This window comes from Vibrio owensii CAIM 1854 = LMG 25443 (assembly GCF_000817815.1).
Classification (GTDB): Bacteria; Pseudomonadota; Gammaproteobacteria; order Enterobacterales; family Vibrionaceae; genus Vibrio; species Vibrio owensii.
The window spans coordinates 73,960-98,367 of sequence record NZ_JPRD01000023.1; the positions used below are offsets into that span (position 1 = coordinate 73,960).

Consider the following 24,408-nt stretch of genomic DNA (forward strand, 5'->3'; position numbering starts at 1 on the left):
TGAGGGAAACACTTTATAGAAAATATTGAAAATGAATTTGTTAGTCTTTTTGTGGGCGATACGACGAATTAACCGCTCATGAAATGCTATGGTTATTTTAAGCGTTGCTTAAGATTTGAGCAGCTTATTTAACTTGAAATGTACTCAGCCAAAGAGGTCTCTATGTTAGGTGAAAATCACTCATTAACTCATGAATTCCCAGAACATTTGGATACCATTACTCAACTTACGGCAGATGACGCCACGTTTGCTGAAAACGCTAAAAACTACAACACGCTCGACAAGGAAATACGCCAACTAGAATTGCGAGGAAGCCCAATCGACGACCACGAAATGAACACGATGAAACATAACCGTGCAGAGCTAAAAGACTGGCTTTACTCAAAAATTATGAACGCTTAATTGACCTGTTAAGTGTCTTTGATGGCGGCTCGAATGTTCGAGCCGTTTTGCTTTTTTAAAGGGGCTAGATTAATCGACAGGCAAATGGCCAGTCTTGACCCAGATTACCGTTTCTTCCTCGACGAAAGGAAAATGTTCACTCATGTGAGGGCTGCGTAGCCAAGTGTGGGTAGGGTATTCCCCTAGTTCGTCTTTAAACTCTCCAGATAGGACAAAGATCTCTTCACCTCCAAAGTGGCGGTGTGGCTGAAATTTTTCACCTTTAGGCCATTTAACCAACGCGACATGCTCGTGTTCGAAGTTGTGTAATGGCATCACCTCCAAGCCACCAATGCCCGGCAACCACTCGGTTTGGTTGGTATTGATGCGAACGGTTTCTAGATCGTTAGGATCAAATTGATTGAGTTTTACTAAGATCACGCAACCGTCTTTGCTGAATGGGGCATGTTGGCTTCCCGGAGGATTACGGAGATAAGTCCCCGCTGGGTAATCGCCATGCTCATCAGAAAACACCCCTTCGAGCACCAGTATCTCTTCTCCGTATGGGTGAGGGTGCGTCGAGAACTGTGAGTTCGGCTCGTACTTCACCACGCTGGTGGTATGCCCAGACTCTTTCGCTTCTCGTTCCAACGGTTTGCGCCATACACCGGCGGCTGGGCTGGCTACCCAATCTTGTTCGCCAGTTTTAATCACCAAACGTTGTGAAAAGTCCATGTTTATCATTGCGTGTTTCCAGTGTTTGCTTTGTATTGTTTAAGTATACGTAGTTTCGCACAGGTCGGTTTTCAACCCTTGAAGTGCGAGATTTTCACTTAGTCGCTTGTATTGGACAGATCACAACAGAGCAGAGCGAATGGGAATAAGTACGACGATGAAGCAAGATTCTTCTAATTAACCTTATGATTGTTATTGATAATTTTCATAAAAACTAAATTTACAAAATGTTACAAGCTACACTTTTTTTAGTGTTTGTTATGTTATAACATCCGCGAAATATTAAATGGTGTTATAACATAACAAAATAAGGAAAAACGTAGTGAATAAGAAATTGGTCTCTTTAGCGGTTGGTAGCTTGTTTGTTTCCCCAGTTTTTGCCGATACGCTTTCGAACCCTCAGATTGGCGTGGTACTAGACGGTTACTATCAAGATGGCCAGCGTCATAACTCAGAGCGTGAAGAAGGTTTTGGCCTGGGTCATACTGAGCTGAACATGTCTGCAAACATCGATGATAAATTCCACGGCGCACTAACGGCGGTTCTAGAAAGCCACGGTGATGAAACCGAGCTGATGCTTGAAGAGGCGTTTATCGAGACTCTGGCACTACCATATGGCTTAAATGTACGTGCAGGTCGCTTCCTGTCTGACTTTGGTTACCTGAACAACCAACACATGCACACAGACAGCTTTGTTGAGCGTCCAATTGCTTACCGTACTTTCCTTGGCTCGCATTACTACGATGACGGTGTGCGCGCAAACATCGTTCTTCCGACAGACCTATATGTGAAGTTGGGTGTAGAAGCGCTAAGCGGTAGCAAGATGTCTTCTGTTGAGGATGGTTCTGAAGTTGGCGTTTACACGACAACACTTAAGCTTGGCAGCGATTTTTCTGAGTCTTCTAGCTGGCAGTTTGGCCTGAGCTACCTACGTAACGAAAACGGTAAGGTAACAGAGTTCGAAGACCATGATCACGGCCATGCAGATGAGCATGATCATGACCACAGTCACGCAGCTGCGGTAACGGGTGAAAACTTATACGGTGCAGACTTTGTATGGAAGTGGGCGCCAGACGGTAACTACAAGTACAGCAATTTCACGCTATCTGCGGAGTACATGTTGCTAGATGGTGTGGTAGACAGCAAATACAAAAACGATGCTGAATCGCCAGACAACCTAAGCGCATACTACGTATCGGGTGTTTACCGCTTTAACCCAAGCTGGTCTGCCGGTCTACGTTACGGTGAAGCAGAAAGTTACGATGGCCACGCGCACGGCGACCACATGCACTTCACAGCACTGAATGATAAAGAAATGGATGCGATGATCGCATGGGATTCTTCTCACTTCGGTACTATCCGTGCGCAATACACTCGCATTGATAACCAAGACAGCGAGACAGACAACGTATTCACTCTGCAATACGTAATGACATTTGGAGCGCACGGTGCACATGCGTTCTAAGCTGACATTAAACAAATGCAGTTTAGCGATGATGGCGGCGGGGGCTGCCATCATCTCTTCACCTGCTTTGGCTCTTAATATCTTTGTTTGTGAGCCAGAATGGAAAGCCCTTCTCGAAAGTCACGCCCCAGACGCGACCATCTATTCCGCGACCACCGCCAAGCAAGATCCTCATTATGTACAAGCTCGCCCTTCTTTGATTGCAAAGATGCGCCAAGCCGACATGGCAATGTGTTCTGGTGCGGAGTTAGAAGTAGGATGGTTGCCTATGTTGCAAGTTCGCAGTAGCAATGGTGCGGTACAAAACGGTTCACAAAGCATGATCTATGCGACCGATTTCGTGCGCATGTTAGACACTCATGATCATGTCGACCGCAGCATGGGGGACATTCATGCGCACGGAAACCCACATGTGCAGTTTGCGGCGAATGACATGGTTGCGATTTCGCGTGCTGTGACAGAACGTTTGAAGAGCATCGATCCTGATAACGCGCAAAGCTATCAAGTGAATGGCATGAAGTTCCGCGCTCACTGGCGTAAAAAGCTCAATGAGTGGAATGAGAAAGCCGCGCCGTTAAAGGGTAAACAAGTGGTGGGTTATCACGAAACCTACCGTTACCTATACGACTGGCTAGGTATGGAGCAAATTGCTGACCTCGAACCAAAGCCGGGTATTTCTCCTACCACTTCTCACCTTCAATCCTTAACTAAGTTGGACTCCGATTCTTTTGAAGCGATTGTCTACTCGTCGCATCAAGACCAGCGTCCAGCAAACTGGCTACAGAAACAAACCAATAAGCCGCTGATTCAGCTGCCTCTGACAGTTTCAGATGGCGAAAGCTTGGATGAGATGTACGACCAAGTTATTGATGACTTGTTGGATGTGCTCGTGCAACCTGTTCCGGTGAAGATCTAAGCCATGGCAGATTATGCATGGCTATTACCAGCGGTACTGTGTGGCTTGATTGCTCTGGTTGGTAACGTGGTACTCGGGCAGCAAGTGTTAAAGCGCCAAATTATCTTTATTGATTTGGCGGTGGCACAAGTTGCGGCCTTGGGGGCAGCGCTGAGTCACTATTGGTTGAACCAATACGATCTCTTTTCTGGTTCTTTCTTTGGTGAGATGGTTGGCCCTTGGGTGATGTCGTTATTGCTTTGCGGTCTGATCGCCTTAATGGAAAAGCGCTACCAACAGCATTTAGAGCCAATGATTGGCAGCTTGTTTGTGGTGTCGGCGTCACTGGCGATATTACTGGTGAGCAAAGACCCGCACGGTGCCGATTTTATTCAAGGCATTCTCAACGGGCAGTTATTGTGGTCGACATGGGATGATGTTTGGCCTTTGGCATTAATCACCGCAGCGATGTTGTTATTGGTGTGGGTGAAGCCAGAGTTTATGCAGGGCAGTGGCTTCTATCTCATCTTCGCGATATTAATGCCGATTACGGTCAAGCTAACGGGCATCTATTTGGAATTTGCCTTGTTGGTGATTCCGGCCTTGTGTGCGGCAGCACTGAAAGGAACAAGATTCTTCGTTGCGAGCATCAGTATTGGCATCGTGGGGATATTGTCGGGTATCGCGGCATCAGCGCATTATGATTTGCCAAGTGGGGCAAGTATCGTGATCACCTTGTTCATTGCAGGCATGTTGTTCAATCTTTTACTTCAGCCTTGGCTGTCAAAAGCGCAATCCGTTTATGAAGAGACGGTATGAAAACGTTGAGGAATCTAACCGAACGTTGACCTAGTACTTTGGCCTTAATGATAAAAAGGCTCCGCGTGAACGGAGCCTTTTGTTTAGCACTGCTTTTTCTTATTAGTAACCTTGCTAGTTATTAACTGATTACTTAGTTACTTATCTCCTACTATATTAGCAAGATTTGAACAGAGGTAGAGTCTGAGGTTGGATTGAATCTGTCAAAGTGTTATCCAGCGCAGGGAATAATTGATTAATTCCCGTTTCAGACAGCCCTAACTACGCCATTAAGCTCGCATGAAGCTGATCAGAAGAGATAGTTGGAATCACACGACCACGTGAAAGCAAGTAAGGGCTCGTCTCAGATAAGTCTGGATATTCACCCACAATTGCTTTTCCGGCTACACCGCCGCCCATGACTAATGCATGGCTTGCCCATCCGTGGTCTGTCCCATCTGTGCCGTTCGGAATCAGAGTTCGACCAAATTCAGAATGGGTAAACGTGGTCACTTGCTCAAACAAGCCGTTGTTTTCTAGTGCCAATTGGAAAGCGGCCATCGCTTCAGCCAGTTCTTGTAGCAAACCGGTTTGGCGGCTGATTTGAGCAGAGTGAGTATCGAACCCGCCCAATTTACAACTAAAGTACTGTGCAGGATGTTGGAACTGATCTTTATGTAGCAACAGTTTAAAGACCGCTTTCAATTGCTTACCGATGCGCGTTTCTGGGAATACGTCTGGGATCTCGGCATTTAGAATCGCACTGAACTGCTCATACATTCTGGTTGAGTCGACCGCAACGCCCGCATAATGAGACTGGAAGACATTGCCGTAGCTGCCCGTGCTCTGCAGTTTATCGAACAGATCGCGTGAGCGTTGATCGTTGAAAATATCACTTGGTGGCTGAGACCCGACGGAGTTGGATTGGGCTTCAATACAGTTCGTCCATACTTGTGTGCCGCCAATATCAAACATCGGTGACAACTCGTTCAAGCTGCGCAGCATAGAGCCAAGCTCTGTGGATGTCTTCGCGCCAAAGCCTTCTTTCGACAGTGACTTGGTGGCATGAGACTGCACCATAGTAGATTGATGCGAGTGACTGAACAGGTGCGCCGGACGAGTGCTTTCATCGTAAATCACATTGTTGACACGCTGAGTCAACGGGCCAAGATTCACCACAGGCACAAGGTTGGCGCTATCCCAATAAGGTTTGAGGGCCGCCATCGCAGGGTTAAGTGCCAGTTTGGCCTCGTCGTTCACTGCGTCTAAGTAGATACAGGTTGTCTCATCCAAAGCCAAGTTGCCACGTAGCGCGCGGTATTGGCTGTTGGCGTTAGCGGCGGTTGGGATAAGCATGTTGTAGCCATCGTTACCGCCCGCAAGGTCGATACCAACCACAGCGCGATAGCCATTCTTACATTGGTTAAACGAATCAGCGAAGGCTGGGAATGCCGCAAGGTTAAGCGCAGAAATCCCCACACCAGCGGAACCTGCTTGTAAAAATCGACGTCGAGTTAAGTTCATGGTGATTACCCCTGTGTGATGAATTCTGGTGAAAGCAGTGCGTTCATAACGAGATTCTTGATCTCTTTGCGCCACTTAGATTGGCGGCTTGGGCACTGAGCGAGGTAATCGAGATAGCATTGACGTGCTTGCTCACTCATTTGGTAAGCAAACAAATGCTCGTTGAGGTAATCCACAACGCCTTCGTCATCAAAAGCAAGGTAACGGGTGAATAGCGCTTCATCCATGTACCAATCTTTGGCTTCTTCTTCAAATCGAGCGATTAACTCGCGGAATTGGATGCCGTATTGATAGATGTCGTGCCATTGGTAAACATTGAACTCTGGTGCAACCAGACCATTAAAATCAGGGTGGTTGGGCGCATCATCCGGTTGGTAGTAATAGAACACGGAAGGGGCAGACAGAGGCAGCGTTCGGTTATACCAGTTGAACTGCTTCGGCCACATCATCACACCGTCACGTCGCTTTACTTGTAGCGCGCGCATCGCATGCGTAAATACAGACAGTGGATCACGCAGTTTACCTACAGTGTTGCCAGAACGCAGGACATCTTTGTCGGTTAAAATCGCGATCACTAGCGTTTGCATATCGCCATCGGAGCGCTTGAATGCGCGGCGCACACGGCGAACGTAGCCCGCTCTAGGGTTGCTGGTCACAAGCTTATTGATGAAGAACTTGGTCACAAAGGTGTAAAGCGTGTTTTGGTTCATCAAGAGTTCAATCACGGCTTCCAGTTCATCTACTGCGCTTACGCCGGCAGGGAACTTCTTACCAAGAATGCGTTTTTCACCCATGTCGTGTTCGCCACGCGGTTCCATTGGCTGGCTGTATTTGTCGTTACCGCGAATGTCGATGAATTTCCAACCTGTAAACACACGAGCCAGTTCTTCAATGTCTTCTTGGGTGTACGACGCCACTTCGTTACCTTCGGCATCCAAACGTACTTCACCGTTATTACGCAGTTTGACTGGGCCAAGCGTGAACAGCTGCAACAGCTCTCGTGCGTAGTTTTCATCTGGGGCTGTGAGCTCGTTAGAAACGTTGTTTACGAAGGTCAGATATTCACCCATGATTGGGGATGTCGACACAAAACGAATCACATCTCGGAAGTTAGCAAAAGTGTTATCGAGCAATCCATCAAAGTATTGGCACATGTAGCGACGCTTAGAGGCAGCACTGAACGCCGGATCTTTCACGCTCACCACAAACAGTTGAGAGAGGGTATATGCGATGCGTTGGCGCAGAATGTCTTGCCCTTCTACCGTCATGCGCGTCCAACTGCTGGCGTAATATAAACCTTGCCCTAAGTCGGGTACGTTAAGCTCATCTTGCTCAAAGTGCGTCAGCCAAGAAGAAGAGGGAATAAGAGTTTGTTGAGCGACCCAGTTTTCAATGCTTCCTGATTGAACAAGGTCATTAATGTCACGCTGGGAACCCCCGAACGTGCATTGTTGCAGCGTTCTTGCTGCGTCTATGTAAGCCTGATTCATTTTATCTCCCGTAGGTATTCTTATCTTTGTCAGGTAAGGCGTCTCTTTTCACGTCCATGTTTAAAAACACGCTGTATCTTTAAAATCGTAATCCAGATTTTTGATATCAAGAATGTAATACCCACAGGTTTACTGTGACTTTGCTGCCTAATCTAAAAATTATTCGTCTGAGCTTTAAATGAAAGGCGAGTTATTCAACAAAAAGCGCATTTGTTGCACAGGTTGATCGGCAGAACGGTGACGGAAACGAACTATTTGGCAAACCATCATCAAGTTGTCTTGATTAGTTCACATCCGACTCCCAGACTGTTTCTATAGTTTTTATAAGATATGAAAGACCCTGCGTATGAGAGGCGCAGCTGTAACGCGACTAGGCATAAAAATAAAAAACGCTAGGGATACAAGCGAATTTGTAATCTCAACATTTAAGGAAGACCAAGATGAAACCGGAAAAAGTAGCAGTAGTCACTGGTGCGGCTCGTGGTATTGGCCAAGCGATTTGTGAGCAATTACTGGAGGATGGATTCCACGTTGTCGGGCTAGATATATCGCCCGTGGAATGGAGCCAGTCGGAGCAGCTAAGCAGTTATCAAGTGAATTTGTGTGATGCCGCAGCCGTCAGCGAAGTGGTAGAAAGTATCGTAGCGCAGCATGGAAGAATCGATGCGCTAGTTAACAACGCGGGCATCACTCGCGATGCACTGTTGCCAGACATGTTAGAGCAAGATTGGGACAGCGTCATCGACGTGAACCTAAAAGCGGTGTTCTTACTCACTCAGCGCGTTGCTCCTGTCATGCTAGAACAAGGTGCAGGCAGCATTGTCAGCATTTCTTCTATCGTGGGAACGGATGGCAATATCGGCCAGAGCAATTACGGCGCAAGTAAAGGCGGCGTTATTTCTATGAGTAAAGGCTGGGCGAAAGAGCTATCAAGAAAAGGCGCACAAATCCGCGTCAATTGCGTTGCACCAGGCTTTATCGCAACCGATATGACCAAGAACCTGCCAGAAAAAGTGATTCAAATGATGGAAGGCAAAACCCCATTAGGCCGAATGGGCTCAGTGCAAGACATCGCCAATGGTGTCTCCTTTCTCACCTCTGACAAGAGCGCCTACATAACAGGCCAAGTGCTCAAGATTGACGGTGGGTTAGTGCTTTAACCTTCGAATAAAAAGCTTAAATAACAAACGCCCTTCATCTGTGTGAAGGGCGTTTTTGTTGGTATAGGCAAGTGAGTAGTTGGCACACTTTTGCCCCAAAGTTGTTTATCTCAAAATTCCTGATCACTTTCTTATGTCAGTTCTTGACCTACTTTTCTTAATGGTAGATTATGAGTGTAGTTGAGTATTGGTGATTATGCAGACATGTTCTGCAACTTATGAGTGGAAGGAAGAATAAGACCTATAGAACAATACGTTACTTCTATGGCGTCTGTATTTTCCGAAAATATTATAAAGACAATGTCTGCTGAATGAAAAGACATTGTTACGTTGCTTTCGGTTATTCGATGATTTAGAGGTCAATTTTGGTAGATCTAAGTAAAAGAGAAAATTTTGGTTTGCTGATGTCAGCGAAAGCACTTAACCAGTGTTTTAAAATGGAGACTTCAATTGATAATTCAGTCAGTGAATTAGAAATAATATTACTTTCAATAATATCTTATCATGAACGTGAAAGTACTAAGCTGATGTCATGGGTATATAGTTATCTAGCAAAAAATAAAAAGCAGAGAGCGTTATGTAAGAAGTATAGCCATGTAACATCAAGATCTGAGCGCCTTTGGTTGTGGAAAAAAGTACTAAGTAAGAAGTATATACCAACAAAAACATCATATCCAAAATCACTAAGTTATCTTTGTAAAATAATGATAGCTTCGAACGATAATTATATCAGGGACTTTAAGTTTGAAAGTGAATTGTCAAATATCTCAATTGCTCAATATCGAGATAATTACTTCATGCAGTTTGTTAGATCACATTACATTTTTTTAAACTCTGAGCTATTAAGAAGTTACAGGGAAATTTTCAAGAGTAAGTATGGTTTTAGCTTGAAAGACTATTTATATGTTATTTATACTACTGTTTATAGATGTTACGAATTTTCAGAGATTGATTATTTTAATCCTTATGATGTTTCAGCGTGGAAAATAAGAATAAATGATGAAGTTTATATCAATGTAAAGCCTGAGCTTGTAAGAAATGTTTTAGATAGTATTTCTATTTCGCTAAATGATACTTCTGAATTAGGTGATGATTCTCGTAATATTCTGGAATTTTGTAATCGACCTTTATTAAAGTTAAGTGATGGAACATATATACCAATAGATGGAAAATTATTTGAAGACATACTATTTAATAATCTTTTCTACAAGCTATTAGATATGACACCAAAGAAATTTATGTCTGATTTTGGAGAGTGTTTTGAAAATTATGTAACAAGATTAATAACGAAGAGCTGTTCGTTGAATACACGTTACGAATTTATACCTGAGTTTAAATATAATAAAGATCAAAATAAATCTCCTGATGCAATTATATACAATTCAGATTCAAATACAGCACTAGTCATCGAGGTTAAATCAGCAAGAGTTTTACACTCTTTGCTCATTAAAGATGATAACAACAAGTCGTTTGATCTTACTGTAGAAAAATTATTGATAAAACCGTGGAAGCAGGCTCTTAAATCTACTTCAGAAATAGTAGGTAAAGGTATTAATTCTAAGTTGAATGCTAAGACTAGATTTTTCTTTTTGAACGTTACAATGAACGATATCGCAATGTATCCTCTCAATATTTCAATTAATTATAATGACGCTGATGTACGAGAACGATTTTTTTCTATGAACATAGAGGCTTTTGAATTGTTTATAGAGATTCTATCGAAAGAATCTGATTATTGTTTTGGTTCCATCCTAGAAGGTTTTCTAAAGGAAAAAGATAGAATGTCCATTAAAACTTATTTATCAAGAATTAGGGAAGGAACCTATGGTGATAAGGCCTATAAAAATGAGCACTTTAGGAGTCACCTTACAGAAGGTGTTTATGATGTAATGGATTATTTACGGGCATGAGTATGCAATGTAACAATCGTCCAAGGAGTCAAGATACTTTTCCTTATCTGACAGAAAAACTGTAGAGCATCAGTTCTAAAGCGTTTCTGCCCAAAATCTAGCTTCAAAAAGCCAGAACAATTTGAATAAAAAACGCCCTTCATATCTCCATGAAGGGCGTTTTTATTTTGTTCAAATTACCGAAGTAGATTACCTTTCACGCACGTAAGTGGTTTGAACTAAGATATCCAAAACAACTTCACTCTTGGTGACTTTGAAGTTCAGCGGCTGTTCCAAATCCCCAAATAGAGGTGCGCCGCCGCCAAGTAGGATAGGGAAGCGTGTGATCACCATTTCATCGATAAGATCTTCTTTTAAGAAGTTCTGAATCGTCACCCCGCCATCGATGTAAAGGTCGTTAAAACCTTTTGCGTTTAGATCCGCAAGCACATCGTTTAGCTCGCCTTTTACTAGAAAGACTTTGTCTTCGTAGCCTTGTGGTACTTCTGTCATGGTGTTGCTTAGTACAAACACAGGTTTGCTGTATGGCCAATCGCAATCAAAGCTCAGCACGACATCTAGAGTGTTGCGTCCCATTACTAAGCCATCAATACGCTCCATTAGAGAGAAGAAGCCAGTATCAATGTTGTCTGGATTTGGTACTGAATGTAGCCAGTCGAGCTTGCCCTGCTTATCTGCGATGTAACCGTCCAGACTAGTTGCAATAAATACGATATTTGCCATGAGTACCTCATCAAAATGGTGATGCTTGAGCCAAGCTAAAGTATGGTTTAAAATTAATTCTACAATGTAGAATAATTCTAAGTTTATCGGGAAGATCAAATGTCTGTCAACGAAAAGAAACGCGGGAGACCAGCCGCCAAGCAGTCGCAGTTAAGCACAGAAAACATCCTAGATACAGCTAAGTCATTGATGATAAAGGATGGCAAGGTACCAAGTATTCGCTCGTTAGCGACGCAATTAAATGTGGATCCTATGGCGATCTATTACTACTTCAAAAACAAGAATGCGTTGCTTGAAGCGTTGACCACATCGCTGGTGGAGGAAATTTATCAACCGAAAGTGAATGAAGATTGGCAAGGCGAACTCAAAAACTTGTGTGTTAGCTACATTGAACTGTTGCGTGAATACAACGGGTTACTACAAACCATGCTGAGCATGACATCTCATGGCCCTGCTCAAGTGTTTACCGAGCGTTATCAAATCATTGTTCAACCTTTGGCGTTGTCTCCGCAAGTGGAGAAAGACAGTTTGGATCTATTGGCAGATTACCTACACGGGTTCGCGTTCTCGATCAGTTGTTGCCACGATGCGAGCTTGATTAAGACGGAGATGATGGATGGGCCGTTAAATCTGATCTGTTCTTCGTTATTGGCATCTCGAACCTAGTTCACATTAACGTGTACTTTTTACTTATAGCGTGAAAGAAATTCCCATAACCAAAGGTTCTAACTAAAAGAGATTGCAGGACTTTTATTTGGCGAATTCGACCTAATATCTTGAGTATGCCCAATCGCAGTTGGCGAAGTGGTGATTTTAATAATGCTTGCTGGCGCGCAAAAGCCGTCAGTTTGAAGATGCATTCAAACACAATAAGGGATAACAATGACTAACGAATACATTCCACCAAAAGTTTGGACAAACGATAATGAAAACGGCGGTCAGTGGGCGAGCATCAACCGTCCGGATTCTGGCGCACGTCATGAACAAGAGCTTCCAGTTGGTGAGCACCCATTCCAACTTTACTCAATGGGTACACCAAATGGTCAAAAAGTGACGATCATGTTTGAAGAGCTTTTGGCGGCAGGCGTAACGGCAGCAGAATACGATGCGTACCTGATTAAGATTGGCGATGGCGACCAGTTTGGCTCTGGCTTTGTATCAGTTAACCCGAACTCGAAGATTCCTGCTTTGGTAGACCGTTCAGGTGCCGAGCCAGTGAATGTGTTCGAATCTGGTAACATCTTGTTTTATTTAGCGGAGAAGTTTGGTCACTTCCTACCAAAAGAAGGCGCGAAGCGTGCCGAGATAATGAACTGGTTGTTCTGGCTTCAAGGTTCTGCACCATACCTAGGCGGTGGTTTTGGTCACTTCTACGCGTACGCACCAGAGAAGTTTGAATACCCAATCAACCGCTTCACCATGGAAACAAAACGTCAGCTAGACGTACTAGACAAGCGTCTCGCGAACAATGAATTCCTAGGTGGTGATGAGTACAGCATTGCTGATATCGCAACTTGGCCTTGGTACGGCAACCTTGTATTGGGTCGTGCTTACGATGCGGCTGAATTCCTAGACGTAGCAAGCTACAAAAACGTTGTGCGTTGGGCGAAAGCGATTGATGAGCGTGAAGCGGTAAAACGTGGTCGCATTGTTAACCGCGCATGGGGGGAAGAGTGGGAGCAAGTGGCAGAGCGTCACAGCGCAGCAGACATTGATGCGGCTCTGGCGAAGAAGCCTGAATAATTGCCCTTTCTGAATGAGTAAAAAGGAATGCTTCGGCATTCCTTTTTTGTTGTATTAAAGCTCAGCTTTCTCAAGTAAGAAGTCGATGAGTACGCGTACGCGCTTCGCCTTTTGAGTATTCTTGTGAAAGTAGACATACAAGCCTGAGTAGGGTTGCCAGTATTCTTCAAGCACAGGCACGATTTCACCTTTCTTAAAGCCTTCTTCGACCATTGGTGTCACGATACGCCCAATCCCCAAACCGTTGTGCGCCGCGTCTATCATCACATCGGTATCATTCACAATGAGGGCAGTTGGCATGTTGACGGTAAGGGTCTCGCCTTGATTGTTTAGATTCAGTGGAGCGACTTGGTTCGACGAAATAAATCGGTACTGAATCAGTTTGTGTTGCTTCAAATCATCGGGTGTTTTGGGTAAGCCATATTGCTCAACGTAGCCCGGTGAGGCGAATAACGCTTCTTTCACTGGGAGTGTTAGCTGGCGTGCAATCATGCCTTCTTCTACTCGGTCACCAAAGCGGATACCCATATCAAAGCCGTCACGAATGATGTCGATGGCTTTGTCTGAAACAGAAATCTCTAATTGAATGCTTGGGTAGCGTTGGCAGAACTCAATGTAGATGGGTTTGAGTAGCGATTGATACACGAATCGAGGCACGGTAATACGGACTTTACCCGAAGGAACTCGGCTCAAATCGCTGACGCTTTCGACGGCAAGGTTTAACTCTGACATCGACGCTAATGTGCGTTCATAGAGCAACTGTCCCGCTTCTGTTAACTCAATGCGGCGAGTGGTACGCGTAAACAAAGGCAAGCCGAGTTGCTCTTCTAGCATCTTTAACGCTTGGCTCACCGAGGGCGGGGCTATTTCTAATTTACGCGCTGCGGCGGTGATGCTGCCTTCTTGCGCAATGGTATGGAACATCATTAATTGGTTGTAGGTCGTGCCGTTCATGCCTTTTCCCGAGTGATGTGTTTATCTTTAGTTTCTACCTAATAATGATTTAAGTAAAGAGCGTCTAAAACTAAAGGTTACTTCGGCGTATTCTCTACTCATCGGTTAACGCTTCGAAACAGAGGAATCACGATGAGCAAAGTACTGGTAATTTCAGGCCACCCAAACCTAGATGAGTCATACACAAACACCGTTATCATAGACGAGCTAAAAGCGGGACTGATTGATGTTGAAGTTCGCCGCCTAGATACTCTGTACCCGAACTATCAAATTGATGTTGAAGCAGAGCAAGCGGCGCTCGTGAGTGCGGATGTGGTTGTGCTTCAATTCCCATTCTACTGGTACTCGTCACCAGCCTTACTGAAAAAGTGGGTGGATGATGTATTCAATTTCAACTTCGCTTACGGCCCAGAAGGCGACAAGTTAAAAGGTAAAGATTTCATTCTTTCTTTTACGGTAGGTGGTCCTGAAGAGTCTTACGATCCACTTGGCTACAACCACTTTACTATTGAGCAGTTTGTTTACCCATTCCAACAAACCGCTTACTTGGCAGGTATGAATTACCGCAAGCCAATTTACACGCACCGCATGGTTTACATTCCAAATGTGTACAACAAATTGGAAGAGGTGCAAGCGCGTGCAAAAGATCATGCGAGCCGTTTGTTGGCGCAGATTGAAGAGATCACGGCTTCACCAGAAAGTCGTATGCAGAAGTTTGTTGCCGAGTGGTTTGCCAAGTTCGATGTACTGGAAGAGGACACAGAGTTCTTTACCGACAAGCTAGCGCAAGATGTGAAATGGTCGATGCCAGAGGGTGAATTCCTGGGGCATGACGGTTTCCGCGATTGGTACGCGATTGCTCGTGCTACCTTCAAACCAAACTGCGATCACGACGTTCAGCAGATCGAAGTGAAACCGAATGGTGATCGTTTCCAAGTGGAACTGCGTATTCGATTAACAGCAGACAGTTATGAAGATTCGATGATGAAAGGTGAAGCCGTCAACCTAACCGTTAACGAGACGTGGCAAGTTTCGATTGAGGAAGCAGGCTCCATCACCATTCATGAATACAACGTTGTTCCAGTGGTGAGTTAGCTACCCTTGACCAGTAACTCATTGCTTTATTTGCCCCAGGCCTTTGTGCTTGGGGCTTTTTTATGTGTAAGAACTTAACTTACTGACTCAACAATACAGGCAATGACGCGGATAAAAAAACGAGCGCCAAATGGACGCTCGTTTCTCATCTTAATGCTCTACAGCTTTTACTAAGCGACAGATTGTTTCTGTGCTGTGTTTTGATAAGCAGGCAATTCTGATCTCAAACCTTTGATCAAACTGACACACATCAGCAATAGAACAAAGGTGAATGGCAAGCCTGTCGCCACCACGCCGGATTGAAGCGCTTGCAGTGCTTCCTTACCACCGATCCAAAGCATGACCGCAGCGATAGAGCCTTCGATACATGCCCAGAAAATACGTTGTGGTACAGGTGCATCAATTTTACCGCCAGCCGTGATGCTATCGATAACCAATGAACCTGAGTCTGAAGAAGTGATAAAGAACACTAAAATCAGAACGATAGACAGAACAGAAATAACAGAGCTAAACGGCATTGCATCGTAAACGTGGAACAGCGTTAGCGAGATATCTGTCAGGCCGTTCGCACCCAATTCACCTACTTTGTTGACGACTTGATCAAGCGCGATACCGCCAAACACAGCCATCCAAATCAATGTCACAGTGGTTGGAATAACGATAACGGCAAATAGGAATTCACGAACAGTACGACCTTTTGAAACACGTGCGATAAACATACCAACGAATGGTGACCAAGATACCCACCATGCCCAGTAGAACACAGTCCAGCCGTGCATCCATTCCGGATCATCACGACCATGTGGGTTACTTAGCGCGAAGATGTCTTTTGCGTAAGCGACGGTCGTATCCCAGATAGAAGTTGTCGCTACATCAAAGCTAATGAACAACACGAAAGCCAGTAGGGCAAATGCCACTGCCATGTTGATGTTACTTAATAGCTTAACGCCGCCGTCGATGCCTCGAACAACAGAAAGAACCGCAATAAAGGTCACAAACGCAATAACGACCATTTGCATGCCAATGCCGCCATCCAAACCAAATACATGGTTGATGCCGCTGGTGGCTTGCTGTGCACCCAAGCCAAGCGAAGTGGCTAGACCAAATAGGGTTGAAAGTACCGCAAGAATGTCGATGACGTGACCTAACCAGCCCCAAGCTCTATCACCAAATAGTGGGTAGAACGCAGAGCGCAAAGAAAGTGGTAAGCCTTTATTGAAGGCAAAGAAAGCCAGTGAAAGTGCAACGATGGCGTAAATCGCCCAACCGTGAATGCCCCAGTGGAACATGGTTGCACCCATAGCGAGTGATTTTGCTTCCTCGGTGTAAGGTTCTACGTTCAGTGGTGTGCCGTACCAATCAGTGAAGTAAGCCGTTGGTTCCGAAACACTCCAAAATAGCAGACCGATACCCATACCCGCTGCGAACAGCATAGATAACCAAGAGGCTGTTGAGTGTTCTGCTTGCGCGTCTTTACCACCAATGCGGATTTTACCCAGCGGTGAAAGTAAGACAGCGATAGCAAATACGATGAAGAAGTTAGTAGACCACATGAAGAACACATCGAAGTCAGAAATGATGCTGTTCTTAACGCCGTTTAAGGCATCACGGGCTGTTGAAGGATCAACAATTAAAAGAGAAGCAAGACAGAGAAGAACAAGACCAGCACTAATCCCAAATACTGGATTGTGGATATCAAATCCCCATTTTTGAACGTTATCTTGACCAACCTGATAGTCGGTAGTGTCGATACTATATTTTTTTAGTGCATTATCCATAAATACAACATGTACGCTTTTTTAAATGTGTCTTTCCTGAACAAGAAAAACACTAAAACCGCCCTCCGATTGTTTTGAGTTCTAATTAAAAAATGCGACGTGATCATAATGTTTTGTGTAAAACATTGCAAATCGATAGAGTTTTAAGGCTTTTAAACTGGTTGTAAGTCAGGTTTTTAGTGAAAAATACAATGAGGTGTAATGTTTTGATGTGTAAATATTCGTTTGGTGTTAGCGAAGATTGTTTGACCAAAAGTGGCAGCGTGACGCGCGACTGAAGGTTGGTAACGCTTCAAAGAACGCGAACGCTGAACTAGGGCTAATCAAAAATCATGATTTCAAGGGGTTGGTTAACGAATAAGCACAAATTCCAACGAACTTCGCATTCTTTGGGACAAATATCGAGTAAACGTAACCAATCGTAACAGAGGTGCTGTAACTGAACAGCGTTTCCATATACTCGACTTAGTTTGTAAGTTGTAAGCCACAGAATGCTGCTATGAGAAAAAACACTTTATTCAATGCTACGTTAGCGACCACCTTGACTGCTGTTTCTGCGTTTAGTTTTGCTGTTCCTACCGTTGTTCCAAATGCCCCAGAGCTGAGCTCTCGTGGCTACGTATTAATGGATTACCACACTGGCACAGTGCTAGTGGAACGTGATGCCGACAAACGTCTAAACCCGGCAAGTTTGACCAAGCTGATGACCGCTTATGTTGCGGGTCAAGAGGTCAAGTCTGGCAACATTAGCCTAGACGATGAAGTGGTGATCAGCCGCAACGCGTGGGCGAAAAACTTCCCTGATTCTTCCAAGATGTTTATCGAAGTCGGCACGTCGGTTTCACTGTCGGATCTTTACCGTGGGTTGATTGTTCAATCGGGTAACGATGCCAGTGTTGCTATCGCAGAACACGTTGCAGGCAGTGAGGCGGGCTTTGTTGGTTTGATGAACAGTTGGGCGAACCAACTTGGTCTATCAAACTCTGCATTTACCAACCCACATGGTTTGGATAGCGATGGTCTGTATTCAACGCCGCGTGACATTGCAACGCTAGGCCGTGCGATTATCCGTGATCTTCCTGATATTTACCCGTTGTACAGCGAGACTTCGTTTACCTACAACGGCATTACTCAATACAACCGTAACGGATTGCTACGTGATCGAAGCATGAGCGTTGACGGCATGAAAACGGGTTACACCAGTGGCGCGGGTTACAGTCTCGCGACTTCTGCAACCAACGGTGACATGCGTTTAGTCGCGGTTGTGATGGGTGCGAAAAGCCCTAGCGTGCGTGAGTCAGAGAGTAAACAGCTTCTGAGCTACGGTTTCCGTTTCTTCGATACCGTTGTACCAACGCAAGCAGGTAAAGAAGTGGCAACGGCGCGCGTTTGGATGGGTAACCAAGACGAGCTAAAAGTCGGTGTTGATCGTGATATCTACCTAACGTTGCCAAAAGGTGATGTGAACAAGCTGGCAGCCGAAGTGGAATACAATGGCGACCTAATGGCTCCAATTCAGCAAGACCAAGTTGTCGGCAAAGTGTTGTACAAAGTCGATGGCGACGTAGTCAAAGAAGCGGAATTGGTTGCTCTTGAACCTGTTGAAGAGGGCGGCATCTTTAAACGCCTGATGGATTGGTTCAAACGTTTGGTTGCGAGCTGGTTCTAACTTCTCTTAATCCCATTCTATTTAAGCCGCATCTGAGTTTCAGGTGCGGCTTTTTCATTTTCCTCTCAAGCTCAGCCCTTTCTCCTCCTAACTCCACAGAAGAACATACACAAATGGCAATAAAACTTGCCATTAGAGCATTTGCCTAACCATGGGCAGAAACGTGACATTCATATAAATGTCGATTCTTATGCATGCTTGGGAATGCATTTGATTGATGCTATGGTTTTCTTATAAATCAGATGCTTCTAAAAAGAAAAATCTAAATACAATCGAGATGGAACGTAATACTTCGTGAGAAAAAGCTATGTTGTCACCTTGTTAGCGGCGCTTCTTTGGGTAGTGGTCGCTTTCGCTTTGCACGATTACTGGCGTAAGGATTCGCCAAGTGAACATATCAAACAAACTGCCAGTCAAGATACTCAAATTTTGCTTGCTAAAACAGCTCAAGGACAAGCGCTACTCGATGTGAGTTCGCTTATTTACAGTGATCCAGAAAGCGCGCAACAAGCGTTGGAGGCAGTCGGGAACGCCTTTTCGTCTGAGCTCGAAACTTCCTATGCCTTGTATCAGCAATATCGATTGGCGCGTGTGAATGATGAACCTCTATTGGCGGCAGACTACCTTCAGCAACTTCAAGCCATTGCCCGAGAGAGCGATCAACCATGGCTTGATGCCGTGTTGCTAGCAGACAGTGCGAAAGAGCACACCTTGCACGGTCGAAATGATGTGGGTTTGAGCGAAATAAAACTCGCTATCGAGATAGCTGAGAAAGAGCACCTCAACTCGCTTTTGCCCAAGTTTTACAATGTCGCGGGCGCGTTGAGTAATGCGACAAACCAACTGGTGGATGCTCAACGTTACTTCCTTGATGGCATTGATATCGCCGAGCAAGTTGGTCAAGAGGCTTACAAAGGTACGATTTACAATAACCTTGGTCTGCTTTATCTGCACATCGAAAGCTGGGATAGAGCATTAGAGTTCATTCAAAAAGCGCAGCAAATTTACCTCAAGCGCCATGCCAAAGGGCACAAAGCCAGAGGGTTGCAGATCATGTATCTCAATGAGGCGCATATCTACAATCGACAAGGTAAAGCCGAGTTGGCTCGCACAGCGTATGAGAAGTCGCAAGAGTTCTACAAACCTACTTCAACCAATCTGCGTCATCATCTTATTCAGTTGAAAGGCAAAGCAGATATGTTGCTGTTGGAAGAGCAATATCCGAAAGCGTTAGAGACGACTCAACAATGTGTAATTTTGCCTTCAGCGGCGGATTATCCGATTGAATATGATAAATCTGCCGTTTTTATTTTGTGTTTCATGTTTTGGAGTCGGTGGTCGCCTACTCAATGTAGAGCACTCTTCAAGAGAACCATTCAGAACAAAAAAACGGAGTTACGCGTGCGCAAGATTCTATCTTTGACTTTGGCTATGTCACTTACTGGCTGTGTGATGCCGCAGCACCAACCAATGGAAACAGGGCAGTGTGTGGGTGTGATGTCATCGCAAGACGCTTATGGCTACCTCAACCCAAATCACTACACCATGCAAGTGCTGGCCTTAAAGAAAGAAAAGGATGTCAAAGAGTACATTCGCTACATCGATCCTAAACATCCGGTGTGGGTAAACTGGAAAAACAGCCGTGGCACACGTTGGTACACGGTGACGGTAGGGGATTTCAAAACCAAGCAAGACGCCTACAACGCCCTGTCTTCATTACCAAGCCGAGTTAAGCAATCTTCCCCGTTTGTCTTAACGTTTGCTGAGATGCAGCGCAAGCAAGAGACCAGCGTTGTGCGCATGCGCTAGTGCTGTTCCTTTCATTCCAATAAGCGCTTTATCGTTACACATCGAGCCTTTGCAATCGGTTGGAAAGGCTCAACCGAACCTCCAGTCACCCATCTTCTTCAATGTACGCGCAAGATCACGCTTCTAACGTGCTTTTGACTTTACTTGTTATCGGGTATTTTCTAGTCTTCGCATCCCACTTTTTCTGTCGGAGTCACCATGAAGCAAGAAATGTACACCACCTACGCAAAGCAATACGATTTAGCCGCGCAAGATAACCTGTACAACGCGCATTTTGAGCGTCCAAACACCCTTGAACTAGTCGGTGATGTGGCAGGTAAAAAGGTGCTGGATTTAGGTTGTGGCTCTGGTATTTACGCGCAGCTTCTTCTTGAGTTGGGCGCAAGCTCAGTAACCTGCATCGACGCTGCTCAAGAGATGATAGATATCGTAAAAGAAAAGCTTGGTAGCTCGGTCACCGCTTACGCGCAAAACTTGGCGCTCGGGTTACCAGAAGAGGCAGACGGACAGTACGACTTGGTCATTTGCCCGCTTATGGTTCACTACATTGAAGACCTTCGCCCCTTATTTAACGATATTCAACGAGTATTAAAAGCCGGTGGTCAGTTTGTCTTCTCGACCCATCATCCATTTGCGGATTTCGAATGTTCGGCCTCTGGCAATTACTACGATAAAGAGCTGGTTGAAGATATGTGGAATACCGTAGGAGAACCAGTTCCTGTGGCATTCTACCGCCGCTCATTACAAGACATTACCGATGCGATCACGGGCAGTAACATGGCGATGCTGGCGATTTCAGAAGGTAAGGTGAATGAAAAAATTCGTGAAATCTCTCAGGAGCATTACCAACGTTTGGCGACGTTCCCGAACTTTATCTTCATTAAATGTGTGGCGCTGAGCTAGTAAAATCAGTGAGTTCAGATAGAAAAAACGGAAGCGCAGAGGCTTCCGTTTTGTGATCTTAGCGTTGAGCTTAAAGTGCAGCGAGAATGGTCTCCGCTTTGCTTGCTTCAAATGTCTTTGGCTCTTCAACGTTTAGTGTCGTAACCACACCATTGTCGATGATCATCGCGTAACGCTGTGAACGAACGCCACCAAAACCGCCGGTGTCCATTTCTAGGCCCAGTGCTTTAGTAAAGCTTGCGTCACCATCACCTAGCATTAGCAACTCAGATGCGTTTTGTGCTTCACCCCAAGCTTGCATTACGAATGCATCGTTAACAGATACACAAGCAATCAGGTCCACGCCTTTTGCCTTTAGTTGGTCAGCCAATACGACGTAACCTGGCAGGTGCGCTTCAGAACAAGTAGGAGTAAATGCACCTGGAACCGCAAATAGAACCACTTTCTTATCTGCAAATAGCTCTGTTACTTGGTGGTTTACCATACCATCTGCAGTCAGTTCGCTTAGCGTTGCAGCAGGCAGTGCTTGACCTTGTTGAATCATGATTTTCTTCCTTTTGTGTATGCTTTATTTAGCTCACTCAGTCTAGCGCTAAAACTGCAGGCTAACCACGGAAGAAATGTAAGGTCTTAATTGGCTTCATAAAAACAAACCGCCTAAGTTGGCGGTTTGTTTATTAACTACATCGCGTTCAGGTAAGACTTATAAGAGTGAAGTCGAACCGTTGCTGCGCCAATCACATCAATGAAGCCAAACAGGCTGTGTGGTTTATTTACCGCAATCCACGCAGAGCCAGTCGCACCAATTGGAATGGATTTACCTTCCGGTTCGAAAATTTCCAGAATCACTGTACGGCCGTGGCTACTGGTGTTTGCGCCTACGTGTTGACGAACGCTCTGTGGGCCTTGCAATGGCGAGACCGATGATTCTCCAGTACCCGCCGTGATACTGTGAACGCGAGCTCGGAACACTTCACCCGGATACGCATCGACGTAGAACTCAGCAAACTGACCCTGTTCAACATAGCGATAGGTTTGGTCTGGTATGCGCATCTCCAAGAACTTACGTGACGTGTCGTAGATGTGCATGTTACCTACACGGCTACCATCTGCTACGTTCACCACTGCAACTTGGCCGTCGAAAGGCGCACGAACGGTTTTACGGCTTTGCTCAAACTCGGTCTTTTGCAAATCGGCATGCAAAGACTTCAACGACGCTTCTGCAACGCGAAGTTGAGATTCGTAGTATTCAATGTCACGCCCTTTGAAGATCTCTGGTGATGTCTTACCGCGAATAATATCGCGCTTTAACTGAGCCACGTTTTCTTCTTGCTGAACAATGCCTGCTTTGATTTTTTCTACGTCTGCCAAAGAGGTAGTGTCGACCAGCGTATAGATCACATCGCCTTTCTTCACTTCTTGGTTGTGGTCGACATAGATGTGGTCAATCTGCTCGCGAAACAGCGGAGACAACACCGAGTGGGGCGCTTTCACCGTCGATGAATAAGTCAAATCAACCGGAGCCCATAGACGTGAGAGAATTCCTAGCACCACCAGAATGAATGCACCGCCAGAGATGATCCAAAACGCGCTTTTAAATGTCCACTTAATCGCACCCGTTGAAACCAAAATCCACATGATAAGAATGTACGGAATCATTACCTCTTTCATGGCTTATTCCTCCGTCACTTTTGCGGGTGTTTGTGGTTGAGATGACAAACGGCTATTGCGAATGATGTTGCTCAGTGAGTTGCCAATGTGCTCCCAGTTAGCGAAGGCAATGATCAGCGCCAGAACCCACCAGGCTTTGTGAAGGAACAAACCACACAAGGAGAGGGCAAACACTAATTGGATATGAGAACTTTTCTTTTCTTGAGCTCGGTGAACCGCAACTTCATGGATCTGCCATAGCAAATAGATGACAAAAAGGGCAAGGGCTATGGTGACAGAGAACAGATAACCGCTGAAGTATTCGGAGTTGAAGATCACCATCATGGTGTCGTTGGGCGTGTTGGTGAACAAGCTCATATCAATGTCTTTTGAATTGATCGTGCCCATGGGTGCAAGCAAGTAAGCCCCACCAAGCATGAGAGCCATGAATAGTGAGAACTTTAATAGCACCATAAAAATCGCAAAGATAACGCGACCTATGGCTTTTATGACGTTCATAGTTATACCTTTTGTCGATGTGTGAGGGTAAAACGTTGAGCGTGTGATTATTGTTTTGTCTTTTGTAATCACATGCGCGGAATTGTATGAAAAAACGTCATAAGTTGAGTTATATATGATATAAGTTAAGCTCATATCAGTATGAAAATATTCGAGAACACATAATCTATGAAGCACTCAGACTACAGTCTTATCCCGACCTTCGTGGCGATTGTCGAAGAGAAGAGTTACACCAAAGCGGCGCAACGTCTGGGTGTGAGTCAATCTGCGGTCAGTCAAGCGGTAGTCAGACTTCGTGAGGTGTTTAAGGATGCGTTATTTATTCGCGAAAGCCACGGCGTGGCACCAACAGCTTTCGCTATTGATATCTATCCCACATTAGCAACAGCGGTAGAAAGCATCGCTTATATGTTGCCTGAGCACTCACGATTTAATCCTGCTGAGTGCGATAAGCGTTTTGTGATCTCTTCACTCAGTGTGTTCAGTTTTACTTTGCTGCCAGAGCTTTCAGCCTTGCTTAACGAAAAAGCACCGAAAGCAAACACGCGGATTGAGCCGCTTTTCACTATGGACTTAACCAGTCTGCTGAGGTCACAGCAGTGCGATTTGGTGATTGAAGCTCAAACCAATTTACACCCGCATCTGCGTTCACAGATTTTGATGTCCGATAAACTCACGGTTGTGTGCCGAGAGGATCATCCTCGGTTACAAGGTAATACGATCAGCGTTGAAGAGTACCTTAACGAGAAGCATGTGACCCTTTCTCAGTTTGACCAACAAAACGGTTATTTGATTGGCCGTGGCATCAAGAATGAGCAGATACTAGGGAAGCGCCAAGTGGCATGGCAGGCGGGAAGTATTATCGAGATACTGCCAGTGATACAACGCTGTGATTATCTTGCTTTGATGCCACAAACCTTACTGGAGCAATATCGAGATTTGTATCACCTCAGAGAGCTTGAAGCTGAGTTCATGAAAGATCCGATCGATGTGGCGATGTATTGGCACCCCTCTCGCACTAATGACCCAAGCCATCAATGGCTACGGGAGCAGTGTTTATTAGCTGCTGAGAAATTCGTAATAAATCATTCAATTTAAGCCAATTTTTGCGCTAAACCACATAGCAGACTCTTTATTAACAAACTAGACTATATGCATATCCATACACTTGATAAGGACATTTGTGTATATCGCGGGGTTTGCTTTC

General features: G+C 45.1%; 21 protein-coding genes and 1 pseudogene. 13 read left to right on the top strand and 9 right to left on the bottom strand.

The genetic code is table 11. The features are described from left to right. The first annotated feature begins 162 nt into the window (after window positions 1–162). A complete protein-coding gene (locus H735_RS13910; RefSeq protein WP_020194687.1) occupies window positions 163–402 on the top strand; it encodes an HP1242/YdcH family protein in 240 nt (79 codons plus the stop codon). A 69-nt stretch (window positions 403–471) separates the two neighbouring features. Here H735_RS13910 and H735_RS13915 read toward each other — a convergent pair whose 3' ends face one another. Next, window positions 472–1,125, bottom strand: coding sequence for a cupin domain-containing protein (locus H735_RS13915; RefSeq protein ID WP_005439149.1), 654 nt, complete (start codon window positions 1,123–1,125; stop codon window positions 472–474). A 313-nt stretch (window positions 1,126–1,438) separates the two neighbouring features. Between H735_RS13915 and H735_RS13920 the strand changes: the two genes are divergently transcribed. From H735_RS13920 to H735_RS13930, 3 genes are read left to right on the top strand one after another with little or no spacing between them, the layout of a single operon-like run. Next, the gene (locus H735_RS13920; protein ID WP_005439147.1) at window positions 1,439–2,581 is read left to right on the top strand and encodes a membrane protein; all 1,143 of its coding nucleotides are present in this window, start codon (window positions 1,439–1,441) and stop codon (window positions 2,579–2,581) included. Next, entirely contained in the window at window positions 2,571–3,497 is a 927-nt protein-coding gene (locus H735_RS13925) for a metal ABC transporter solute-binding protein, Zn/Mn family (RefSeq protein WP_020194688.1), read from the top strand. Before H735_RS13920 ends, H735_RS13925 begins: the two co-directional genes overlap by 11 nt. Before the next feature lie 3 nt (window positions 3,498–3,500). Further along, window positions 3,501–4,295 carry a metal ABC transporter permease gene (locus H735_RS13930; RefSeq protein WP_020194689.1) on the top strand — a complete coding sequence of 265 codons (795 nt, stop codon included), beginning with the start codon at window positions 3,501–3,503 and terminating at the stop codon, window positions 4,293–4,295. A gap of 156 nt (window positions 4,296–4,451) precedes the next feature. Here the strand turns inward: H735_RS13930 and H735_RS13935 are convergent. Together H735_RS13935 and H735_RS13940 are read right to left on the bottom strand one after the other, a co-directional pair. Next, window positions 4,452–5,798, bottom strand: a pseudogene (locus tag H735_RS13935) (DUF1501 domain-containing protein). Window positions 5,799–5,803: 5 nt separating this feature from the next. Then, window positions 5,804–7,288, bottom strand: a complete 1,485-nt coding sequence (locus H735_RS13940; protein WP_020194691.1) for a DUF1800 family protein — start codon at window positions 7,286–7,288, stop codon at window positions 5,804–5,806. A 440-nt stretch (window positions 7,289–7,728) separates the two neighbouring features. On the opposite strand from H735_RS13940, the gene H735_RS13945 reads away from it, so the two are divergent. Both H735_RS13945 and H735_RS13950 read left to right on the top strand, forming a co-directional pair. Continuing rightward, complete coding sequence (locus H735_RS13945) at window positions 7,729–8,448, top strand: beta-ketoacyl-ACP reductase (RefSeq protein ID WP_020194692.1); 720 nt, start codon at window positions 7,729–7,731, stop codon at window positions 8,446–8,448. A gap of 365 nt (window positions 8,449–8,813) precedes the next feature. After that, the gene (locus H735_RS13950; RefSeq protein ID WP_152447586.1) at window positions 8,814–10,358 is read left to right on the top strand and encodes a hypothetical protein; all 1,545 of its coding nucleotides are present in this window, start codon (window positions 8,814–8,816) and stop codon (window positions 10,356–10,358) included. A 189-nt stretch (window positions 10,359–10,547) separates the two neighbouring features. On the opposite strand, the gene H735_RS13955 is transcribed toward H735_RS13950, so the two are convergent. Continuing rightward, window positions 10,548–11,081: a dihydrofolate reductase family protein gene (locus H735_RS13955; RefSeq protein WP_020194694.1), complete on the bottom strand. Its 534-nt coding sequence runs from the start codon at window positions 11,079–11,081 to the stop codon at window positions 10,548–10,550. 99 nt (window positions 11,082–11,180) lie between these two features. Between H735_RS13955 and H735_RS13960 the strand changes: the two genes are divergently transcribed. Both H735_RS13960 and yghU read left to right on the top strand, forming a co-directional pair. Beyond that, entirely contained in the window at window positions 11,181–11,747 is a 567-nt protein-coding gene (locus tag H735_RS13960; RefSeq protein WP_020194695.1) for a TetR/AcrR family transcriptional regulator, read from the top strand. Window positions 11,748–11,963: 216 nt separating this feature from the next. Then, window positions 11,964–12,824: a glutathione-dependent disulfide-bond oxidoreductase gene (yghU, locus tag H735_RS13965; protein ID WP_020194696.1), complete on the top strand. Its 861-nt coding sequence runs from the start codon at window positions 11,964–11,966 to the stop codon at window positions 12,822–12,824. Window positions 12,825–12,878: 54 nt separating this feature from the next. On the opposite strand, the gene H735_RS13970 is transcribed toward yghU, so the two are convergent. Further along, complete coding sequence (locus tag H735_RS13970; RefSeq protein ID WP_020194697.1) at window positions 12,879–13,778, bottom strand: LysR family transcriptional regulator; 900 nt, start codon at window positions 13,776–13,778, stop codon at window positions 12,879–12,881. Window positions 13,779–13,910: 132 nt separating this feature from the next. Between H735_RS13970 and H735_RS13975 the strand changes: the two genes are divergently transcribed. Further along, entirely contained in the window at window positions 13,911–14,873 is a 963-nt protein-coding gene (locus H735_RS13975; RefSeq protein ID WP_020194698.1) for an NAD(P)H-dependent oxidoreductase, read from the top strand. A 170-nt stretch (window positions 14,874–15,043) separates the two neighbouring features. Here H735_RS13975 and H735_RS13980 read toward each other — a convergent pair whose 3' ends face one another. Beyond that, complete coding sequence (locus H735_RS13980; RefSeq protein WP_020194699.1) at window positions 15,044–16,651, bottom strand: BCCT family transporter; 1,608 nt, start codon at window positions 16,649–16,651, stop codon at window positions 15,044–15,046. A 499-nt stretch (window positions 16,652–17,150) separates the two neighbouring features. Between H735_RS13980 and H735_RS13985 the strand changes: the two genes are divergently transcribed. From H735_RS13985 to H735_RS14000, 3 genes are all read left to right on the top strand, one after another. Further along, entirely contained in the window at window positions 17,151–18,320 is a 1,170-nt protein-coding gene (locus H735_RS13985; protein ID WP_020194701.1) for a D-alanyl-D-alanine carboxypeptidase family protein, read from the top strand. Between the two features lie 1,401 nt (window positions 18,321–19,721). Continuing rightward, window positions 19,722–20,129, top strand: coding sequence for an SPOR domain-containing protein (locus tag H735_RS13995; protein WP_009706270.1), 408 nt, complete (start codon window positions 19,722–19,724; stop codon window positions 20,127–20,129). Window positions 20,130–20,327: 198 nt separating this feature from the next. After that, on the top strand, window positions 20,328–21,032 hold the full coding sequence (locus H735_RS14000) for a class I SAM-dependent methyltransferase (RefSeq protein WP_020194703.1): 705 nt from the start codon (window positions 20,328–20,330) through the stop codon (window positions 21,030–21,032). 70 nt (window positions 21,033–21,102) lie between these two features. On the opposite strand, the gene H735_RS14005 is transcribed toward H735_RS14000, so the two are convergent. From H735_RS14005 to H735_RS14015, 3 genes are all read right to left on the bottom strand, one after another. After that, window positions 21,103–21,576, bottom strand: coding sequence for a peroxiredoxin (locus tag H735_RS14005; RefSeq protein WP_005531886.1), 474 nt, complete (start codon window positions 21,574–21,576; stop codon window positions 21,103–21,105). A gap of 137 nt (window positions 21,577–21,713) precedes the next feature. Then, entirely contained in the window at window positions 21,714–22,703 is a 990-nt protein-coding gene (locus tag H735_RS14010; RefSeq protein WP_020194704.1) for an efflux RND transporter periplasmic adaptor subunit, read from the bottom strand. Window positions 22,704–22,706: 3 nt separating this feature from the next. Then, window positions 22,707–23,201: a hypothetical protein gene (locus H735_RS14015; RefSeq protein ID WP_009706267.1), complete on the bottom strand. Its 495-nt coding sequence runs from the start codon at window positions 23,199–23,201 to the stop codon at window positions 22,707–22,709. A gap of 168 nt (window positions 23,202–23,369) precedes the next feature. On the opposite strand from H735_RS14015, the gene H735_RS14020 reads away from it, so the two are divergent. Next, window positions 23,370–24,299, top strand: coding sequence for a LysR family transcriptional regulator (locus H735_RS14020; RefSeq protein ID WP_020194705.1), 930 nt, complete (start codon window positions 23,370–23,372; stop codon window positions 24,297–24,299). The last annotated feature ends 109 nt before the right edge of the window (window positions 24,300–24,408 follow it).

What these genes read in the sequence shown, in the direction of transcription:
- H735_RS13910 (WP_020194687.1), top strand. Translation starts at nt 163, where the DNA reads ATGTTAGGTGAAAATCACTCATTAACTCATGAATTCCCAGAACATTTG.
- H735_RS13915 (WP_005439149.1), bottom strand. Translation starts at nt 1,125, where the DNA reads ATGATAAACATGGACTTTTCACAACGTTTGGTGATTAAAACTGGCGAA.
- H735_RS13925 (WP_020194688.1), top strand. Translation starts at nt 2,571, where the DNA reads ATGCGTTCTAAGCTGACATTAAACAAATGCAGTTTAGCGATGATGGCG.
- H735_RS13930 (WP_020194689.1), top strand. Translation starts at nt 3,501, where the DNA reads ATGGCAGATTATGCATGGCTATTACCAGCGGTACTGTGTGGCTTGATT.
- H735_RS13940 (WP_020194691.1), bottom strand. Translation starts at nt 7,288, where the DNA reads ATGAATCAGGCTTACATAGACGCAGCAAGAACGCTGCAACAATGCACG.
- H735_RS13945 (WP_020194692.1), top strand. Translation starts at nt 7,729, where the DNA reads ATGAAACCGGAAAAAGTAGCAGTAGTCACTGGTGCGGCTCGTGGTATT.
- H735_RS13955 (WP_020194694.1), bottom strand. Translation starts at nt 11,081, where the DNA reads ATGGCAAATATCGTATTTATTGCAACTAGTCTGGACGGTTACATCGCA.
- H735_RS13960 (WP_020194695.1), top strand. Translation starts at nt 11,181, where the DNA reads ATGTCTGTCAACGAAAAGAAACGCGGGAGACCAGCCGCCAAGCAGTCG.
- yghU (WP_020194696.1), top strand. Translation starts at nt 11,964, where the DNA reads ATGACTAACGAATACATTCCACCAAAAGTTTGGACAAACGATAATGAA.
- H735_RS13970 (WP_020194697.1), bottom strand. Translation starts at nt 13,778, where the DNA reads ATGAACGGCACGACCTACAACCAATTAATGATGTTCCATACCATTGCG.
- H735_RS13975 (WP_020194698.1), top strand. Translation starts at nt 13,911, where the DNA reads ATGAGCAAAGTACTGGTAATTTCAGGCCACCCAAACCTAGATGAGTCA.
- H735_RS13980 (WP_020194699.1), bottom strand. Translation starts at nt 16,651, where the DNA reads ATGGATAATGCACTAAAAAAATATAGTATCGACACTACCGACTATCAG.
- H735_RS13985 (WP_020194701.1), top strand. Translation starts at nt 17,151, where the DNA reads ATGAGAAAAAACACTTTATTCAATGCTACGTTAGCGACCACCTTGACT.
- H735_RS14000 (WP_020194703.1), top strand. Translation starts at nt 20,328, where the DNA reads ATGAAGCAAGAAATGTACACCACCTACGCAAAGCAATACGATTTAGCC.
- H735_RS14005 (WP_005531886.1), bottom strand. Translation starts at nt 21,576, where the DNA reads ATGATTCAACAAGGTCAAGCACTGCCTGCTGCAACGCTAAGCGAACTG.
- H735_RS14010 (WP_020194704.1), bottom strand. Translation starts at nt 22,703, where the DNA reads ATGAAAGAGGTAATGATTCCGTACATTCTTATCATGTGGATTTTGGTT.
- H735_RS14015 (WP_009706267.1), bottom strand. Translation starts at nt 23,201, where the DNA reads ATGAACGTCATAAAAGCCATAGGTCGCGTTATCTTTGCGATTTTTATG.
- H735_RS14020 (WP_020194705.1), top strand. Translation starts at nt 23,370, where the DNA reads ATGAAGCACTCAGACTACAGTCTTATCCCGACCTTCGTGGCGATTGTC.